The sequence below is a fragment of the Paenibacillus sp. FSL H7-0331 genome, assembly GCF_001956045.1.
The window spans coordinates 23,272-43,041 of record NZ_MRTH01000027.1 but is presented as its reverse complement, the minus strand read 5'-3'; the positions used below and the strand labels follow the sequence as shown (position 1 = coordinate 43,041).

Sequence of the window (19,770 nt, the reverse complement as noted above, 5' to 3'; positions counted from 1 at the left end):
TCAATTGATATTGCCTGATAATAGAAGCGGATCTTTAACTGAAAAAAGCCCAAGCGTTTTCTCCACCTGAGCTCTAAGGGTATACAATTAGTATAAAGGGATATAGCATCTTTTCCATGCACTTAATACAGATTTCTAGATTTATTTAAAAGCGCAATATTTTATCAAATTTCCAAATCCCATTCTCTTTAATCATTATGTAGGTAATATTATTTGAGCTGTTATGTGAGAAATCTCGGTGAACATGCAGCTTAACTTGATCCTCATCACTTTTCAGGTCAATAATATCATATCGAAGCAAATGGACCGATTTTAGATTAATTTGATGGAGCGCTTCTGCCATCTGATCTAATGTTTTAGTATCCGAGTTATCGTCCGTGCAATCTCTGTATACCTGTTTCAGAAAATTTTCTGTAACATACTCTTTGTACCCATACACATCATCGAAGTTATCGAAGTAATCTACTATAACGTCTCTAAGTTCTCCTTCTACTCCATTCAGCACTTCGCTTGTATGAGTACTCATAGCTACTTTCGCTTTCTCCAAGGAGCATCCGGTTACTAATAGACTACAAATGATAAAACACCACATGATTTTCTTCAAATCAAAACCCCTTTTTTAACTATATATGTAATTTAATCAAAAAATATTCATATAATTAATAATCTATACGCAGAATTTGTGATCCATCTGATGCAAATAGCTTCATTAGCGATTATTCGAATAGTAAAATCATACCATATTTAAGATGAGTCTGTATTGTTTTTGATATAAAAGCGCAGGCCGATCCCCTTAAGCGAGCAAATAAAGCAAACAAAACGAAAGCCCATGAGCGCCTTATAGGCATCATGGGCTTTAACGTTTTAACGCTTCTTTTGCTTATTAATGGTTCGGTGCTACATACACACTACCATCAGACAACAGCTTCACCGTGCCGGAAGCCGACTCAATTTCCTGTATTGCCCAATGGTCCTGCGGTACGTCTGGCCAACTTGAAGACTTCACGTTCGCCAACGGCCGTTCAAACAATCTGTTCAATACCTTTACCGCTTCTGCGCGATTCAGCTTGTTTTCCGGCTGGAAGGTGCCATCCGGATAACCCTGCAAAATACCTGCCTGTGATGCCTGCTTGATCACTTCGGAAGCCCAGTGATTGCGAGTATCACTGTAATCGACAGTCGGTGCATTGCCAGTCGCAGTTGCCGGAAGCAATCTGGCAGCGATGCTGGCCACCTCTCCGCGGGTAATGGCGTCGTCAGGGCGGAACAGCCCGTTGTTATCGCCAAGCATCAGTCCCGACCGCTGCATATCAGCAATTGCTTTGGCAGCCCAATGTCCTTCAGCTACGTCAGGAAAGCCCGCCGCTGGTGTTGATGCCGTTGTGCTTGTCGTGCTGCGTGCCCCGATGCGCTGCAAAATCGTTGCCAATTCTGCACGCGTGATCGCTTGCGATGGACGGAAGGTACCGTCCGGATAGCCGGACAAATAAGGTTGCAGCACCTTCAGCGCATCTGTTCCATTCTTTTGAATGGTTGTGAATGTGCTGAATTTATTGATTTCAATAGCAATACCAGCCAGCTTGCCTTCTGCATCATAACGGATTTCTCCTTGCGAAAGCGCCTTGTCGCCGTCGCTGTGCTCAATATAAACAGCCAGCTCCGATAAAATTTGCTTGGCGGCAGCCTCATTTTCAGGCAGCGTCAAGTTATTGAGCGGGAACAAGAGCTCTGTCTTGTATCCAGAGAAATTAGTTTCAATTTTGATCGGTTGGCCGATCACGATGACCGGTTGACCTCCTGCCGATTTTTGTACCAGCTCGGCTGCCTGAACGCGTGATGTAACCTCGCTGCGCTCGGCATCGGCGCGAATTGGAACAACTCTGAAATAAGCATCCTTACCGTCTTTACCCATTTGCTGCAGTGAAGCTGCCGCTAAAGTAAACTGCACATCTGGAAGTACGATTTGCAATGATATGCTGCTATCTGCAAGCACGCTCAAGAAATCAGTGCTCAAGCTTACAAACCGCTCATCTGCAGGTGCATCAGGCACGTCAGTCACATAAATGCGAGCGATATTATCCTTGTTCTGAACCGCTCTTTCCAATATGGCACGCGCTGCTTGCGCATCCAGCTTCACCGAATCGACCGTTTTACCGCCTTCTGCGGTCCGAACGATTGAGGTTTGATACGTCCACCCTCCGGAGCTGCCTGAAATCGTTGTTTGACGTTCGTTCTGGTCCGGCTTACTAGAAGAATTGCGTACACGCTTCATATCAATGGAGTAAGTCTGCGACACGGTACGATCAGCCGACTCGACACTTACAATGATGGTATTATCTCCAATACTGAGATCAGGAGTGAAGATGCCCCCACCCTTCAGTGATACGCCTTTTATCGTCACTGCTGCCTGCGGATCATTGGCAATTGCCGTTATATTGGCTTTACCACTAGTGGTCGTAAAACTGCTACCGTAGTTAAGCTTATAAGGATTGAAAACACTATCCAAGGTTGTATTCACCTGCAAGCTCGACAGCAAAGGCGGCTGTACAGGCAGCGTCTTCTGACGCAGAACGGAAACATTATACGTGAGCTTGGTTCCGTCCTGTGCACTTACCTCGATCGCCAATGGTTGAGCATCCTTGGTAATCGGAATCGATAGGGCTGTTCCATTCGTTACAGCTTGACCGTCGATGCGAATTGTTGCATCAGACTGTTCCGCAGCAGGCAGAAGCGTAATCGCACCTGTCGCATTAGGTACAAGCACCTGATAATTCAAGGTAGCCGGATGGAACTCAGACACCAGCTTGGCTCCGTCTGTAGCCAGTCCCAGCTGCTTCAGCTGTGCGTTACTGCTCGGTTCCCGCCATACGGCAACCTTATAGCTGCGCGTTTCCGACTTATCCGGTGAAGTAACAGTCACAGGAATTTGATTTTCTCCTACTTGCAGCTGAATCGTTTGGGAAGCTTGCCCGCTTGGAACCGCTTGTCCCTTAACCTTAATGTCTGATCCCGCCTTCAGGGCGCCAGGTGTCAAGTTAACTTGGTCCACTGTATTATTCACATAAACGGCATAGCTTTCTTCCGCTCCTGTAAAAGCCTGCGCAGCGAGCTCATCACCCGTTTGCGAAGCAGTGGCGTTATTCAGCTTCAACGTACGCAGTACCGCTACGCTGGAGCCGGTTCCGTTAATTTGCAGCGTATATTGCTTGTCTGCCGCATTATCAGGATGAACCAGTATTTGAACGGTACGTCCAGCAGCAGGCACATCTACATCTACATAGCCGTTTTCCGGAAGCGTCTGTCCGTCTACTTTCACCACGGAGGATACAACCATCGGAACCGCGTAGACACGAACCTTATCCGCGTAAGCTAACGCTTGATACGAGTTTGTACCAAATTTATAAGGTGTGCTCATCTTAGCACTTCCTGTTGTCAGAGCAGCAAGATCACCAGGGTAAGTTGGGATCGTTCCTACCAAATCACGCAGTACCTCAAAGCCATATTCCGTCTTATTGCCGATCTCATCGGATGCCGTGATCTTGATCTGGTTCCGATCTGCCTGCGTCACCCAATCGAGCGGCGCATAATATACGAAGCGACCTTCATCATTAAGAGGAACACTTATTCCATTAATGACAAGCTTCGCTCCGGCATCCGTTTGACCGGTAATATAAACCTTGCTGTCATTGGTTACAGTACCGTTCAACGAAATCGGTTTGCCTTGCGCATCATCACCCCCGGACGCGATAAGCAGCGGACCGGTACGATCGACAAACAGCTTGCGGTACGCCACGCTGCGGTCACCGCGCTCATTGACCGCTTCGATCAGCAGATTGTATTCCCGCTCTTTCAGCACACTTACATTAAGCAGAGAATGCAGAGCAAACCCATAAGTGCCATCTGCAGCTACTTGTCCACTGCCCAACTGCTGCCCATTGACCGTCAGTGTAAGCGATGCGTTTTGATTCGCCGTTACCTGTAAGGTAGCTTGCTCAGCCGCTGTAAGAAGCAGCTTTTCCTCATTTCCGTCAAACGCCGTATAGGCGCGCTCGATCGCATGCGAGGCTGCATCCAGCGAAACCGCCAGAGTGGCTGGTTGAGGAACAGGAAGCTCCGATGTCACGCTCGAAGAAAGAGGACTCAATACAAATCTTCCTTGCTCTTGCCCGATAGCTGATACCGCAAAGGTATACGAAGCTCCGGCAGTCAAACCGGAAACAATCGCATACTGCCAATCTCCCGCCTGCGGATTAAAGTCCATAATCGGAACAGCAGTCTGGCCGTTTGTGCCTCCGCTGACCCAAATCCGATAAGCCTTCACATCTCCTGCTATGGAAGTAAAGCGCAGCGATACTTCTCCGTTGCCTGTAGAAAGTATTTCAGGCTGTGCTGGCGCATTAAGCGTATAAGGAGCAGTTACCTCAACCGTTCCTACCGCAGTTGCGTACACAGGCACTTTGCCTGCACTCACGCCCGCTACGGACACATAATAAGTCCCAGGCATCGTTGAGGCCGGTATATCGATGGTTGTGCTGCCGGAAGCAGATAAGCCACCTGCGATCACTTCCCCGATAGATTGATCGGCGCTGTCGGTAAGCATAACCGTCACTTCCGCATCAGACGCTGCATTTTCCATCGACCACGTTACTCGAATACGGTTTTCTGCACCGGAAACAGGTGATACCGACGCCTTAATTACAGGCGTTGGGATTAGCTTCTGGATCTGCAGATTAACCCTTTTCGCATTTTGGATCATCCATTGGCCTACAGGCGCGCCCAGCAGCGAAACATATAGCGTATCCCGTCCATCCTGAACAGGGTTTGGTGTGTTAACCTGCGTCTGCTTGAGCGGATCTCCGCCTACATTTGCACTTAATACCCGGTCTGCAGCAGGCTGCAGGTAGGCATTGCCGTTTGGAGTTTCAAAGTTCAAAGTATACGGCGTTCCGTCCGGAGCCGTGATTACCGTGTCAGCAGTTCCACCGCTGATCGTCAGCATATAATCTCCAGGCTCACCCAATTCGAAGTTCTTGGAAAAGCGCCCTTCCGCCAGCAGTGGTTTGATCGATTTGAGCTTCCTTGTGGCTGTGTAGGCAACAACACTCGTAAAGCTGCTGCTTACTGCCGTCCACTTCCCGCTCAGATCAGCCCCGTTAAGCAAAATGGTCAGCTTTTGCTGTGATTCATCATAAATGGCGTCCATGCCCGCTTGGTTCGGATCAAGCTGCAGTGTATAAAGCTCGCCTTTTGGCGTATACAGCTTCGTCTGCGCATTGGCCCCGTAAATCTCGACAATCGCCTGACCATTGTTCGTTGCGCTCATTTGAAATGCCGTAGGATAGGCTTGAGCTTGCACCCATTGTGCTACATCGCTGATTTTCGACTGCGGCGGTACGACGTTCAAGGCTGCTGTCGGACTAGTGCCGGCGCTGATAATCCAGGTTCCAGCCTCCACCGCATCGAGTAGTGCGTACAAATTGCCGTTTGCATCACGGTAGGCATTCCAATCTGGCTGATTCTGCACGGCTTGCAGGCCGTAAGGCCGCCCATCAGGCTTATAAATAATAACCTCGCCCTGCGCTGCGCCAACCTTCAGTACGTAGGCTCCGCGTTCCTTCATCGTAAGAGATGTAACTGACCGCTCAGGCGTTTGCGCCCATAAATTCGCCAATGCATCAAGCGTCAATGTTTCGTTCGCAAACAGCAGTTCATTGATGCTAATACGGCTGTTGCTGTTCGTCACCAGCTTCCAGTTTCCTGCATATAACGACATGCGCATAAAGGTTGTATCGCTAGCTGCATGATAAAATACTTTCGGCTGTACGAATGGCTCGGACGCTGGGTCCGTTACTGCAGGAGCGTTCAGAACGGCTGATCGCTGATCACCCTTCATAGTGATGAACGCATTATAAGTGCGATCCACTGCAAAACCGTTGGTCACCTGTCCACTCGAAGCGTTCACCTCGGATGTCATCAGCGGTGTCCGATCCAGTGTAGTAAGCTGTCCATCAACTAGACGCGCCTTAGCTTCCGTGCGCACCGTATCCTCTGGTTGGAAGGACAGACTTACCGGTGTTAAATCAAATACCCTCTTTAACGCGCCGGCCGCTGCAATAGTTACCTGCTTGTTCGAATCCGGCTTCATCAGGAACAATTCTTCCGCGATATCCAGCCATGGTTCGGCCGCATCCATAAAGTCGGAGACACTGTTCATGAAGTCCAGGCCTTTTTCCCACCACGATTTCTTCGGAGGCTCAGCTTCCACCTCAAACAGAATCGTGTTGTTGTTAAAGGTATACTTTACATTAGCGCCAATCTTGTTATGCTTGAACGTACCATATATTCCAGTTTCAGTAACATAGAGTGCTACGTTGTTCACCGTCGCTCCGCCGATACGCGGGATTCCTTTAGGAACATATACGGTTCCCTTTATGGCCCCGTTAAAGCCTTTTTTATTGAAGGAATAGTTGGTCATCGCTCCCTTAACCACTTCGAATAGATTAATATCGCCCTTCGAAGCAAAGCCCGGGGAGGAAAAGCCTTTTATTCCAGCTGTCGCCGGATTAACCACAGTCTGCATGCTCATGTTATTCACAGGCAGCCAGTAATAATACTCGATTCCACTGGCGTTAAAGCCATAGGAGGATACATCCATATACACCGAATCGGTTCCGATCAGGTTGAATTTGTAATTAACCTGTGGGTGCTTCAACTCAGGTACAATTAGATCCATCACAGAACCGGTAACGTTAAACTTCTGGGGAATTTGCGTTTTTTCCGCCAGCTTGTCTACATTTCCGAACAAATAATTAACCTGAAGGCCTGTCGAAGCCAGCTTCGTCTTGTGATACATGCCAAAGTTCACACCATCAAGACGTCCCTGCTTGGTCTTCATGTTCAAATCAAAGCTAAGATCGGTATCAGGCAAGCTGCCCGTACCCCGAACGCCAACATAAGGAATGCGACTGTCCACAACAAATTTGGTGTCATTTGCGTTAAACGGTCCAACCTTAAAGCTGTTGTTCATCGTATACGTACCGGATAGATCAAACCGGTTATTGCGGAATTTCAATTCTTCAATCGGTACGGAACCTGTAACCTTCTGGCTCCCTACCTGCAAGCCGATCTCAAGATCGCCAGTCAAACGCAAGCCATCCTTGGCAAAAATAAGCTTGCTCGCCTTGACAGGCATGTCGATATTCAAATAATCAGTTGCCTGACTACTGTTCAGAGCAATGGAAAAGTTGTCCGACGAAATCGTGAACGCTCCGTCCTGAATCGTGTAGGACAAATTCGCTCCCAACGTTCCACCGCCATTGACGAATAAGCGACCCTCTCCACTAATCGTGGCCTTGCCGGTCGATGGATCCTTGGTCACCGCAAGACGGCTGCCTTTAAACATGACGGATTCATTGATCGTCACGGTTTCTGATGTGTCGTTAAGCGTATACGTATTCGCCGTATCTGGGTTCTCCGTAAACGGACCTTGCAGCACAAGGCTGTTCACTTCATTGCTTGCGGAAGTGCTCGGAACTTCTACTCGGGCAAAGTTGCGCGGTTTGTAGAAATCAAGTGCCGTCACTGTCAGCCCTTCTGTGAATACAGGTGGGTTGACAGGTGGGTTGCGCTCGTTGTAAAAATCATGCTCCAGGTGTACATCATATTTACCTGGCGGTAATACATCCTTCATTTTAGGGTCAGTCACCTTCAATGTCAGTTCAAGCTGGCGATCATTTAAAATATTATAAGTCAACGGATACTGTGTACCGTCCTGAGCTTTCAAATAATAATGAATGCCATCCAAAGGCTTGCGCAGTAAATTGGTAACACCCGTACCAACAGCGACCAGCCGCTTCTTGTCATTAACATGCAGGAACGATGCGCCAACCCGGTCGAAATGGACATCTGGCCGCAGCATGTTCGGATCGTTCTTCATCGCAAAATCCTTGATTTCTGTGTAGCTAGTGCCAATCTCATTGACTGCATAGCCGCGGATTTCGTAATCCTGCTGCCAAGTCAGACCGGTGAGTGTAATCGTAAAGGGACTTGGGTCTTCGGGGATCGTATCTGTACTAGGCACCCGCGTCCATGCGCTATCTCCCTTCTTACGGTACTCCACCCCTTGTGAGGAGATCTTTCTGGTACCATTGTCATAAACATTGGTTACGACATTGACGGTATCATTGATATGCTGAGAGTCAAAGTTGATAACCGGATCTACATCAAACTTAATGCCTGGCGCTGTCGGAGGCGAATAACCGAACACCCAGGTTTCGTTCATAATAGTTGCAGGCCACGTCCCGACTTGAGCATTGCCGCTACTCGGGAAGTTTACAACACCAATTTCACTGCGGCTTCCGCCAAATACGACAAAATTTTTGCCGTCAAACGCCATGCTGGCATAGCTGAGCGGAAAGGGAAGCTGCTGATTGGAATCTATCTGAACATCATAGACCTTGCCATCGGATCCCGTCTTGCTTTGAAAGATTCCTTCCATGCTGAACTTCGGCCGCGCACTGCCTTCCCACTTGTCGCTACTCCAACCGTACGCCATGCTGTCGAACGCAGGGGGATACCTGGTCGTAGGCAATTTCAAGCCTTTCACCAACTCGGCAGCGTACGTATGCACATAGTCCCGTTCCCCACTAAAGAGCACAACGCGGCGTCCGTCATAAGCCATGACATGGCCCCAACGACCGTAATCAACATGTGGACCATTCACCGAACTCCATGACTGTGCAGCCCGATCCCACTTCCACAGCAGCGGAGAACTGTCATCATGGGTCACTGAATGAGTCGAATTGTCGCTGGTGGCTACATACGATTTCGTCACCGATCCCGAGTTACCGCCGTACAGCACCGCCGTATTGCCGTCGTAGGCCATCTGGCCGCTATATGCAGCAGGAGGTGACTGAGCTGGCTGCGCCTGCGTCCAGGTTGTTCCGTTCCACAGCCATGTATCACCAAGCAGCGTCTTCGAATTTCCACTTCCTGTATAACCGCCGAACAAGACTAGCTGCTCACCATCATAGGCGAGCTGAGCTCCTCCACGGGCTGAAGGAGCTGTCCCGCTTACTTGCTCCCATTTGGCATCTGTGCCGTTCCACAGCCATGTATCGTTAAGTACACCTGACTGACCTACGCCGCCAAACATAAGTACTTTTTGGCTAGTAGCGTCATAGGCCATTACCGCTCCTTGACGTTTGGGAGGCTTGGAAGAAGTAATCGTCAATTCTTGCCAAGTTTTCTGTCTACCATCCCAAATCCAGGTCTCATCAAACAGTCCGCTATTGCCCTGACCACCGAACATGACCACATTGCCTGCCTTCTCGTCATGAGCCATAGCCGCAGCTTGTCTGGCAGTGGGAGGTAAATTTGACGTGACTCTCTCCCATTTATAGTCTGCTATTGTTGAACTGTCCGATGTAGGCGTAGTCAGTTGCAGCATCGGAGTAACAACGGTGTAGGTATTTGACTGCACGGTATTAGTTCCGCTGCCGTAAGTCTGTCCCGTTACCGTTCCATTTGCTTGAGCCGCGCCCATCCCCCCATGCAATAGAGGCATACACTGAACCAACAAAGCAGCAATTAATATTTTGGCCAATCCGGAATTCCAACGTTTTCTCACTAAATACTCCCCTTCACTTTCACTTGTATTACGCTTGCTAGAAGCGTTAATAGAAACAAAACTATCAACTTACCTACTGCATTCAAGCAGGCGAAAATCCTACAACGTTTGACACAATCCGCCCTTTCCCCCTGTCTAATTTTGTCTTATTCTTTTGTATAGTTAGTTTAACATGTGTATTCTGAACCAATTCTGAGCATAGCGAGGATAATGCCTAGCAAAGTGAAAGAATAATCCATTACAAGCACATGATCAAACTCAAATAGGCCATTCAAGTATGGAAGGCACCCTGTTGATTTTGGTGTTTTGCATCAAGACATTAATTACATGAGCGGCCTCGTCGTTCTGGATATTTCCCCCTCTGAATGACTCATTAATCCATTTAGATCAAGGATCACACTCTTTTCACATGCCAACATAGACCTAAGACGGGTTGCAATCGGTATAGGTGATGATATAATTCAGTTTATCAATAGTGAACATTTCGTTCTCTTTTGAATTATCCATTAAGCAGGTGATAACTCTTGCAAATTTTAAAGGATGAAATTCGCAGCAGAATACGAAAGGCTGCTCTAGCGGAATTCAACAAAGAGGGATATGTGAAGGCCTCGATGCGGAATATTGCCGGGACTGCCGGGGTAGCTATCGGTAATGTTTATCGTTATTACAAAAACAAGGATGAATTGTTCGATGAGCTTGTTCAACCCGTCTATGAGAAATATGAGACAAATATGATTGAAATGCGTCAAAAGATCAATTTCAGTTACGAGAACGATACCCCCGACGTGCTCAAATATTACAGCAAAATCGAAGCAACACTCGTCGATTTGTTCAAGACGTTCACCGCTGAAATGACCATCGTCCTTAACCGAAGCGAGGGCACCAAGTACGAGCACGTGAAGTCGGATTTGATCAAGCTTTCGTTTTCCGTTATCGAGAGTATGATTCTAAAAGCCAGGAGGAATGAGATTCTGACCGAATACGAAGCTGCGCTGGCTCGGATGTTATCGTCTTCGCTTGTAGAAGGGCTGTGCCTCATTCTGAGAGATAACGAGGAAGGAGAGACGTACAATAAGCTTGTGGACCAGCTGCTGAGTATCTATTCTGCGGGTCTTAACTCCGTTATCAAACAAATGGAAGCTTCATGGAGGGATCAAACAGAATGAGCGACAATAAAAAAATCCCCGCCATCCTTTTATTCATCGTAATTGCCGTTCTATGTCTAGCGTATGGCTTTATAAAATCTCTGACCGCATCCTCAAGCAGTACGAGTTATACGGCAACCGATATCCAAAGCATTCGTGTCGACGTCGAAAATGCCAAAATTCATATTGAAGCCATAGAGGGCCTGAAAGACAAAACAGAGGTTGAGGTCGTAGCCAAGGGCAAATATGACAGCAGCCACATCAACTTCGAGTCAAAAAATAACTCTGTTGTTATTAAGCAAACCGGATTTCACAAGCTCCTGAATTTTAACTTTAACAATAGCTTGGACGTCTTTGTGAAGGTAGCAACGAAAGGGACAGAAAATCGGCTGGATCAAATCTTCGTCTCCAGTGAAAACGGCAAAGTATCCATCCAAAATATCAATAGTCGAGCCATCGTCGTTCATTCCGAGAACGGGGAAATCAGTATGAAAGATATCACAAGTGACGAGCTTTCGGCCCATTCAACGTCCGCGGATATTCGTTTGGAGGGGCTAAGCTCTTCCGGAAGCATCGACTATATTTTTCAAAATGACATCACACTTGAGTTCAAATGGAAAGGTAAATGGGAGAGCAAGCTCCAAAGCGATGAAGCCTCCACCAATAAAATTGTTATGGAATCCGACTCGGGCCATATGTCTGTCAGTAGAAAATAGAGAGAGGGTGTACCATGCGCAAAGATTACATCGATTGGCTAAGAAATATAGGTATTCTGTATTTGTTCCTATATCATACAGCAAGAATTTTTGATGACATCAACCCGTTCTATATTAAGGGGAGACGAATGTTGTTTCTTCTCTAGTGATTCATTCCTGTTTCTGGTTTATGCCGCTGCTCTTTCTTCTAGCTGGTATGTCAAGTTTTTATGGGCTTCAGAGAAGATCGGCGAGTCATTTTGTCAAAGAGCGTTTCTCTAGACTGCTGATCCCACTTTTTATTGGTATTCTGGTTATCGTCCCTCCGAAGGGGTATTATGCGAAAAAATTTCATCTGAACGAACAGGAAAGCTACCTCGCATTTCTAAAACGTTATTTTACCGACATTTCCAATTGGTCTGAATATGCCGGAGGCATTTCTCCAGCACACCTGTGGTTTATTTTGTTTCTTTTTCTGATCTCGATCGGCCTTTTGCCACTGATGCTCAGGATTATTAAAAAACAATACTCACCATCTTGGATGCGACATCCAATTTTCATGCTTTTGCCGTTTGCTGGCTTGACCGTTCTTTCCGCCCTGCCGGATGTGAGCGGCAAAAACATTTTTCTATACGCAGGTTATTTTATGATTGGCTTTTTCATCGCAACCAGCGATACGATCATCGATATGATTGAGAAACACCGGAGGTTCTATCTTGTAGCGGCTCTAGTTGGAACAGCTCTTCTTTTGGGGGAAATCTACACCATTGGAAGTCAGTCGGGCTTTACCTTTACCTCTCTCCATCTGATCATTTATTGGATAGCTCTACTCGCAATTCTCGGATACGGGAAAAGGTACTTGAACAGAAAATCAACGTTTATGAACTACTTTAACCCGGCTGCTTTTCCGGTCTATATCTTGCATCAGACTTATCTGATTATTATCGGATATTATATTCTAAAGGAGATCAATTACGGCATCATATCGTTTCTGCTCATTGCGTTATTAGCATTCATCATGAGTATCGCTACCTATGTGATACGCAGAGTAAAACCACTCCGAGTCTGTTTTGGCCTCAAGGCCTGATGGTAGCGTGTTGTAACGTCTCGAAGGCGAGAATATCTCTGATTTGGACTCCGCAGTCAATAAGAATGGGATCAAATACTCCATAACAACTGCAGTAAAGCTCAGCGTTTGGTTTTTTACACAAAAGTCTTAATACATTAATATCCCAAGTATGTAAGAAAGCCCCTCAATTCCGCAAAAAGAACGAGGGGCTTTAGCAGTATTGTCTATTTCAATGTTAGCCATTCTCATGCAATTCATACAATACAACACCCAGTATTTCGGGAATTTCATCCAACACAGCACGGAATTAGTAGCTAAGTTTTTAAATAATTCCTGGGTGGCCGGACTAAAATTAATATAATTGGAGATCCAGTAAACATCATTGATCCGCGCATCCAGCCGTGCCATAACCTCTATACAAACAGCCTATCTTTCAATAACTTAACGACTTTTTTCGAAAAAATTGATGTAGATACAATGTCCCTTACAAAAGGCTTGCCATTATTGAGGGCGAACCTGCCGTCTGTATTCGCTAGGTGTCATCCCAAACCGCAAACGAAATAAACGATTAAAATGCGTATAGTTGGCAAACCCGCAAAGAAAGGAAACCTCCTGCAAGGTCGAGCCACCGATCAGAATACGCTCTTTGGCAATGGACAACCGCACCTCGATGGCATAATCCATCACCGATTGATTGAACGCCTGCTTAAAAAGCTGCGAGGCCCGGGACACGCTAAGCCCGACAGACATTGAGACATCCTTGAGCGTAATGGGCTCCGTAGCATTTTTCTCAATGAACATTTTGATTTGGTTGGACACCGAGCGTTCATAGGTATTAGAACTTACGCCATCGGTAATCAGGCGCTTCAAATGCAATAGAATGCTTCGGGATAAATAATCCATGATGTCGGGATTGGAGTCCTTCACTCTCCGCTTTTCATAGACCAGATGCCGCCAAATGGAAATAAGCATTTCGTCAATACCTACATTGAGCTTGACTTCTTGCTTATAATCCTCCCACCATTCCTGCATCCAGCATTCATTGTGATCCACGCTTAGAAAGTAGTCTCCGCTCGGCGGCTCATTGGTGCCAAGCTGAATCATCAGCTCGTAGCTATCCCCGGGTTTGCATAGCAGGAGATCGCCTGGGCGAATTACGTATAAGGTACCATTCACAATGGCCTGGCAGAAGCCCTCTGTCTGCAGCCGAACTAGAAAATACTTCAAGCCATGAGCTTGGTTAGAATAAAACGACCGTGTGTGCCGGGAATACCCTGCAGTAGCAATTCGCATCATAAGTCACCTGGATCCGCCTTAGGATAAATAAGATACATCAATTAATTGTAACCGATATCATTGATTGTATTTCAAAGAAATACCTATGTAAAGCCTTCCTAATCCACAGAAAGCTGACAATAAGATAAGAGAATAAAATTGGAAGATAAGTAAAGGACATCGAAACCGATTACATGTATACTGAAAAACGTTAGGTTTATGTCATTCAGTATAGAATAGGGAGCGACAACATGCAGAATCAATTAGCCATTCAATTGTACACGTTACGCGAAGAATGCAAGGCCGATTTCCCTAAGGTACTTCGGCATATGAAAGAAATCGGATGGGCTGGCGTCCAAATGGCCGGATACCATGATTATGATCCTGCCGAGCTTGCAGCTCTAATCCATGAGCTTGGCATGCAAACAGCTGGACTGCACATTGGCTTTAATGACCTTGTTGGCGATCTGGATAAAGCAGTACGTGATGCCGAGCTGTTTCAAACGAGGGATTTGGTATGCTCCTCACCTCCGCAAGACAAGCGGGATGAAGCTGGCTATCGCATGATCAAGAAAGCTTTGAACGAAGCGGCTGCGGCTGTTCAAGAGAAAGGGCTGCGTATCAGCTATCACAATCATGCTTTTGAATTTGATGTTGCTGTTGACGGCACAAGCGCACTGGAGCATATACTGGAACCTGCAGCAAGCAATCTTATTTTTGCCGAGCCAGACGTATTTTGGGTAAAAAAAGGTGGCCGTGACATCGTACCATTCCTTGACAGCTACGCCAATCGGACGCCGATCATCCATCTAAAGGATATGACAGCAGACGAGCACCAGGTATTCGCCGAAATTGGCACAGGCAGTATTGATTTCCTGCCCATTCTCCGCTGGGGAGCTTCGAACGGTGTGGAATGGTATGTGGTCGAGCAGGATAAATGCGACGGCAATCCGTTGGATTGTGTAGAAACCAGCTTTAACAATTTAACCCAAATGATTACTAAGCTTTAAAACTACATATCGGATTAGAGGAGGAAGCATCATGGAAAATCAGTTAAGATTAGGTATTGTTGGCGTCGGCAACATTTTTCGGAGCTCACATATACAGCCATTGCAAGCACATCCCGAGGTGGAAATCGTCGCTGTTTGTGACATCAACCAAGAGCGGGCTGAGTCCGTTGCAGCAGAATTTGGCATCCCTTCCGCATACGCTGATTACCGCGAGCTACTAGAGCGTGATGATATCGATGTCATCGATATTTGCACTTCGAATTACTTTCATTCCGAGGTCGCGATTGCAGCCTTGAAGGCTGGCAAGCATGTATTCTGCGAGAAGCCGGATGCCATCAACCCTGAGGAAGCCCAGAAAATGGCCGATGCAGCCAAAGCCAGCGGCAAGGTGCTGATGACGATGAGAAACAACCGCTTCACACCAGCCTCTAGCTATTTAAAGCGTTATATTGACGAAGGGCATATGGGTGAGATTTATACAGGTCGCTGCGGTTGGGTTCGTCGTAGAGGCATTCCCGGAAAAGGCGGCTGGTTCACAACGAAGGAGCTTTCTGGTGGCGGCTCGTTAATTGACTTAGGTGTCCATTTCATCGATTTGGCTGTATGGCTGATGGGTAACCCCAAGCCGGTGGCGGTTACTGGCGCTACCTACACCAAATTCGCTAATAATGAAATTTCCAACTCTATCCACAGCCGTTTCGGTGAAAAGAAAGAGGGCGGAACCTTTGACGTCGAGGATCTTGCTATCGGATTTATTCGTTTTGAGAACGGAGCTTCACTGCAAATTGAGTTCAGCTGGGCCTCCAATATTCTTGAGGATGCGAACTTCGTCGAGCTTCGAGGCACCAAAGCGGGCAGTAATTTGCGGAATGGCGTGCTGCAGCTATACTCCGAAGCAGCAGGCCAATTGACGAACATCACCCCTGTCCTGAAAAAAGACGCCCCCCCAGGTCACGGAGAGCATCTCAGGCATTTTATCGAAGTCGTCCAGCAGCGAGCAGAACCTATCAATCTGCCGGAGCATGGCGTAGATATGATTAAAATTTTATCAGCCATCTATACATCTGCGGAAACCGGTAGAGAGGTCGTTCTATAGTTTCTTAATCCGATAAAATTATTTTCAGGATCTGTCAGATACAGACAGGCAAGGGCTAAACCCTCCGGTCTAAGACTGTTATAATCACCCGTTTCAATCCAGCCTGGGCTGATGGCATTAACCTTAATGCCATCCTTGCCCTCCATTTGCTACTCCACAGTACAATAACTTAATCAGTTATCCACATGCAGGCACAGTAAAAAGCTTGCTCCCCCGATCCCTGCTGACAATTCGCTGTTACCTCGAAGGACAGCATTTCTTAGATAATGGCACTGGTCTACACGATCTTTGATTTGATCCATGAAGCTCAAGCTTTCTTTCCAGGCCCTTCATATTCCCTCCAATACAAACTAGAACAAGAAAACCCTCCTATTAACATCACAGCGTGATCAAAGCGGTCAAAATCCATGTCTGAAACACTCGTAGCCGTACTTAGCAAGGGAGATTCCTACTTTTTATTCAATCAAACGGATTTTCCATACGCATTACAGCTACTTTATATCTAAGAAAATAAGTGAAGACTTGTTGTTGAAGTAGGATATGTTCTTCTATAGAAGCACGTAATTTAGGATTATCTTGCGTTAAAAATTTTATTTTCTCCAGTACCATTTTGTTATAATACACAACAAGTTGTTCAAAGTGGTTTGAATGATAATAATATTTTCTGCTTTAAATCTCAACTTTCGCAGCTAGAAATCGGCAAGTTAGCCTTGATGGCTTCTCTGCCAGGACAGTTCCGCTGCTGCTCGCCATTTACGGCGGGGCAACCGTTATCGGCAATCTCATTACCGGACGTCTTGCCGATCGCTATACGATGCCACTGTTCGCTGCCGGACTGGTTTTGCTTGTTGTGGCGCTCCTGAGCTTCCCCCTCGGCGCTGACCAGGCCGATAATGACGATTGCCGCGATCGTCATTATCGGCCTGGTCGGTTTACCGATGAACCCGCCTATGGTGGCCCGCGTCATGCGAACGGCAGGAGATGGCCTGATGGTCAACACGGTTCATACCGCCGTGGTCACGTTTGGCGTCGTTGTCGGTTCCTCGGTCGGCGGGCTTGCGATCAGCGCAGGTTATGGTCTGCTTTCACCGCTCTGGCTCGGTTTTTTATTGGCGCTTTTGGGACTCGTGTCTCTGCTGCCTTACCTAAAGCGCAGTGAAAAGAAAATAAGCTCAAGCGTCGGCTAGGGAAGCCCGGCGCTTGAGCTTTTTCATATAAAGATCACGAATGACAGATTACAAGATTCAGACACCCTATCTAATGTTATAGACGTGGATCGATCTCCCGCTCCTGCGACACCTCAAACAGCAGATTGGCCGCGATCTCTTGATAGGCCTCATGCTCAGGCGCAATATCATCAAATGACACCGCCAGCATTTGCATTCCAAGCTGGTACTCATTAAGCGAGGTACGAAGCTTTTTATTAACATTCTTTTGCTTGAGCAGCTTGCGGTATTTATGCGGAAACTTGTAATCATACCCGTAAATGATGGACAAATATTCGGGATTGCGCACCTTCATATAAGGTACCGTTTTTCCGTTCCACATCTCCGGTTTGATCACGATTCCCTCCATATGGTTCTCCATCGTAAGTTTGGAGAAGTAACTTTCGGCTTTCTTCAGGTACTCCGGCTCAGATAGATCAAGCGTAAGTGACTCGTCTTCCGACAGAAAGCCGTACATTTCGGAGGTCTTCCATTCCGGGACTTGTTCCTTCCCGTCTTCATATACGATTTTTAGAACGGCAAACGGTTTATACTCCATAACCTCGTCTTCCGCGTACAGCTCCAACTGCCTCTTGTACGTTTGATAGGCCTCCATATGTTCGGATAAAGGGACATAAGTTTTCCAAATATCATGGACGTACTTATAGTTTTGGTACACACTTGGGCCGTACTTGTCGCTTAAAGCGGACTTGGTGGTATGATGCTGGTCTTTTTCAAACCCGCTCGCCTCATATTCGACAATGAGCTTATTATATGCTTCTTCAAAACCGTTTTGCTTCAGGAACGTAAGCTCTGTCTCCAGCGCCCTCTCAATGGGCTTGAACTGTCTTTCGATAAGCCCTTCACCCAGCGACTTCCACGGGAGAAGCTCACCATCCAAAATCAGCATCACAATCTTCTGCTCTTGCATATAGCCGCCGAACTTGAGCAGCAGCTTGCCGTAAATCTCCGTTAAATCGACATGATTGATCTTGTAGCCGTTACGGCTCACAGCAAAGCATTGCTCCAGATCTTTATGTAAATAAATATTGCATCTCGAACCCATATATTTGGGTTGCAGGACAACTTGCTGGGTGCCGTGTTCTCTGAAATAATCGAGACCCCGTTTCAAAGACTCAAGTTCATTCGTCTCCTCGTTCTTATCCGCTGGAGACATAGTGCCTGAAATGAAGTTGATTTTGTTTCGCGAGCAATAGCGAAGTCTGCGAATGTCATCTTCCCCAAGGTCTCGAATGGATACTTTTCGCACATTCTTGAATAGAGTTTGCAATTCCTCAGCAATCACCGCTTGATGGGACTTCCGGGACTTCATAAACGGTTTATATGAAATGCTTACGGAAGTTAGCAGGTTGCCGTGTACGCTGCCGGTGTCGATGTGGATTTTATTGCCGATACGGAAAGACTGCTTGGCTGCGACGTGCCCAAACACGTGGTACGGATGATTTTTGACCGCTTCCTCCTGCAGAAAAGCAAGCTGCCCCTCCAGCGGCGCTTCCCGGTCGATTCGAAAATTCCTTTGATGCCGGACGGAATTCGTATCCAGCTTACCGATGTACTTATTCCGGCACGGGGCATGAGTGACATAAAAGGACGGTCCGTTGGCCCCCACATACCTATAGAATGGCTTCGAAATCGATACCAAATGCTGAAATTTCTCCAGCAGCTCTGGATCGTTCAATAATACCTGTGTTGAGTCAAAATAAGCATGGAGCAGCTCTTGGTCGACACCGTTAATTTCACCCTTCATATACTTGTCAACGAAGTTCTCGTGGTTCCCAAGTACGAGGTAAAAGTGCTCTCGATTATCGTACAGAAACTGAATGATGTCCTTCGTTTGTTTGCCTTTATCAATCCAGTCCCCAACCAGAACCAGCTTGGTTTGCTTCAGCTTATCATTGGAAATCAGTTTACCCATCTCGATCTTGTAACCGTGATCAAGCAGCAGCCCCTTCAAATCTTCCACACATTCGTGGACGTCGCCAATGACGATGTACTGCTGATCTTGAGGAAGAATGGTAGATACGTAAGCATCCAAATCCTCGATGACGATGTTATATTCAGGATTTGCCCTTCCTTCTTCGGCCAGATAAAAGTCTTTTGCACGCACTTTATGAATCTTGCCGTAACCCTCACGGGCTAGCGAGCCAAGGACGTCCTTTTTTAGCCGGTTAATGTGGTTCGTGATCAGTTTCTTTGATCGGTCCGATGCATAGTAATCGTCCCGCTTTCGATAATCGAACACAATGACCTCAAGGTTGTAGTTGCTCTGAAACGTAATCTCCTTCACCTTTGCCCGAAAATCCTCGGACAGCCCGGTTGTATCGACGACTACAAACTCTGCATTGACCGGAAAAGATGTCGCCACCTTCAGCCTTTCAAGCAATAAATGAAAAGCTTGCTCGCTGGCCTCGAGCATCACCTGATCATACTTGTCGTATTCATATCCAAGTATCTCTTGACGGATCTGGTCGGAGGACAAATATTGAACGTTGGCCCTGATATTCCGACTAGCATCCTCAAAACGCACTCCGGGAATCAGAACTTCCTTGGCAAACGTGGTTTTGCCGCATTCCGTAGACCCGATCAGCATGAAAACCGTGTGAACCTTCGTTTGGATGTTCATGGG

At 46.9% G+C, this 19,770-nt stretch carries 12 protein-coding genes and 1 pseudogene; 6 read left to right on the top strand and 7 right to left on the bottom strand.

What is annotated here, in order from left to right; genetic code table 11:
* Window positions 1–145: 145 nt before the first annotated feature.
* Window positions 146–604 (bottom strand): hypothetical protein, encoded by a 459-nt coding sequence (locus BK127_RS29225; protein ID WP_076235645.1) that lies wholly within the window; start codon window positions 602–604, stop codon window positions 146–148.
* Between the two features lie 279 nt (window positions 605–883).
* On the bottom strand, window positions 884–9,628 hold the full coding sequence (locus BK127_RS29220) for a cadherin-like beta sandwich domain-containing protein (protein WP_076235644.1): 8,745 nt from the start codon (window positions 9,626–9,628) through the stop codon (window positions 884–886).
* 524 nt (window positions 9,629–10,152) lie between these two features.
* On the opposite strand from BK127_RS29220, the gene BK127_RS29215 reads away from it, so the two are divergent.
* From BK127_RS29215 to BK127_RS29205, 3 genes are all read left to right on the top strand, one after another.
* A complete protein-coding gene (locus BK127_RS29215) occupies window positions 10,153–10,794 on the top strand; it encodes a TetR/AcrR family transcriptional regulator (protein ID WP_076235643.1) in 642 nt (213 codons plus the stop codon).
* On the top strand, window positions 10,791–11,489 hold the full coding sequence (locus tag BK127_RS29210) for a DUF4097 family beta strand repeat-containing protein (protein WP_076235642.1): 699 nt from the start codon (window positions 10,791–10,793) through the stop codon (window positions 11,487–11,489). Before BK127_RS29215 ends, BK127_RS29210 begins: the two co-directional genes overlap by 4 nt.
* A gap of 145 nt (window positions 11,490–11,634) precedes the next feature.
* Window positions 11,635–12,555 carry an acyltransferase family protein gene (locus BK127_RS29205; RefSeq protein WP_076235641.1) on the top strand — a complete coding sequence of 307 codons (921 nt, stop codon included), beginning with the start codon at window positions 11,635–11,637 and terminating at the stop codon, window positions 12,553–12,555.
* A gap of 483 nt (window positions 12,556–13,038) precedes the next feature.
* On the opposite strand, the gene BK127_RS29200 is transcribed toward BK127_RS29205, so the two are convergent.
* Window positions 13,039–13,830 carry an AraC family transcriptional regulator gene (locus BK127_RS29200; protein WP_179097647.1) on the bottom strand — a complete coding sequence of 264 codons (792 nt, stop codon included), beginning with the start codon at window positions 13,828–13,830 and terminating at the stop codon, window positions 13,039–13,041.
* 233 nt (window positions 13,831–14,063) lie between these two features.
* Here BK127_RS29200 and BK127_RS29195 point away from each other — a divergent pair, with 233 nt between their 5' ends.
* Together BK127_RS29195 and BK127_RS29190 are read left to right on the top strand one after the other, a co-directional pair.
* Window positions 14,064–14,822, top strand: a complete 759-nt coding sequence (locus tag BK127_RS29195; protein ID WP_076235639.1) for a sugar phosphate isomerase/epimerase family protein — start codon at window positions 14,064–14,066, stop codon at window positions 14,820–14,822.
* 31 nt (window positions 14,823–14,853) lie between these two features.
* The gene (locus BK127_RS29190; protein ID WP_076235638.1) at window positions 14,854–15,918 is read left to right on the top strand and encodes a Gfo/Idh/MocA family protein; all 1,065 of its coding nucleotides are present in this window, start codon (window positions 14,854–14,856) and stop codon (window positions 15,916–15,918) included.
* Here the strand turns inward: BK127_RS29190 and BK127_RS42635 are convergent.
* The 3 genes and pseudogenes from BK127_RS42635 to BK127_RS43970 all read right to left on the bottom strand — a co-directional run.
* Window positions 15,879–16,058: pseudogene (locus BK127_RS42635) on the bottom strand (hypothetical protein); the annotation flags it as partial. The gene BK127_RS29190 and the pseudogene BK127_RS42635 overlap by 40 nt on opposite strands.
* 33 nt (window positions 16,059–16,091) lie before the next feature.
* The gene (locus BK127_RS45020; RefSeq protein ID WP_256711499.1) at window positions 16,092–16,220 is read right to left on the bottom strand and encodes a hypothetical protein; all 129 of its coding nucleotides are present in this window, start codon (window positions 16,218–16,220) and stop codon (window positions 16,092–16,094) included.
* Between the two features lie 374 nt (window positions 16,221–16,594).
* Window positions 16,595–16,834: a hypothetical protein gene (locus BK127_RS43970; RefSeq protein WP_076235637.1), complete on the bottom strand. Its 240-nt coding sequence runs from the start codon at window positions 16,832–16,834 to the stop codon at window positions 16,595–16,597.
* A 49-nt stretch (window positions 16,835–16,883) separates the two neighbouring features.
* On the opposite strand from BK127_RS43970, the gene BK127_RS43965 reads away from it, so the two are divergent.
* Entirely contained in the window at window positions 16,884–17,105 is a 222-nt protein-coding gene (locus tag BK127_RS43965) for a hypothetical protein (RefSeq protein WP_076235636.1), read from the top strand.
* Between the two features lie 76 nt (window positions 17,106–17,181).
* Here BK127_RS43965 and BK127_RS29175 read toward each other — a convergent pair whose 3' ends face one another.
* Window positions 17,182–19,767 carry a metallophosphoesterase gene (locus tag BK127_RS29175; protein ID WP_076235635.1) on the bottom strand — a complete coding sequence of 862 codons (2,586 nt, stop codon included), beginning with the start codon at window positions 19,765–19,767 and terminating at the stop codon, window positions 17,182–17,184.
* Window positions 19,768–19,770: the final 3 nt, after the last annotated feature.

Bases quoted from the DNA above. Each gene is read 5' to 3' on its own strand.
- BK127_RS29210 (WP_076235642.1), top strand. From the start codon at position 10,791: ATGAGCGACAATAAAAAAATCCCCGCCATCCTTTTATTCATCGTAATT.
- BK127_RS29200 (WP_179097647.1), bottom strand. From the start codon at position 13,830: ATGCGAATTGCTACTGCAGGGTATTCCCGGCACACACGGTCGTTTTAT.
- BK127_RS29195 (WP_076235639.1), top strand. From the start codon at position 14,064: ATGCAGAATCAATTAGCCATTCAATTGTACACGTTACGCGAAGAATGC.
- BK127_RS29190 (WP_076235638.1), top strand. From the start codon at position 14,854: ATGGAAAATCAGTTAAGATTAGGTATTGTTGGCGTCGGCAACATTTTT.
- BK127_RS45020 (WP_256711499.1), bottom strand. From the start codon at position 16,220: ATGGATCAAATCAAAGATCGTGTAGACCAGTGCCATTATCTAAGAAAT.
- BK127_RS43970 (WP_076235637.1), bottom strand. From the start codon at position 16,834: ATGACGATCGCGGCAATCGTCATTATCGGCCTGGTCAGCGCCGAGGGG.
- BK127_RS43965 (WP_076235636.1), top strand. From the start codon at position 16,884: ATGCGAACGGCAGGAGATGGCCTGATGGTCAACACGGTTCATACCGCC.
- BK127_RS29175 (WP_076235635.1), bottom strand. From the start codon at position 19,767: ATGAACATCCAAACGAAGGTTCACACGGTTTTCATGCTGATCGGGTCT.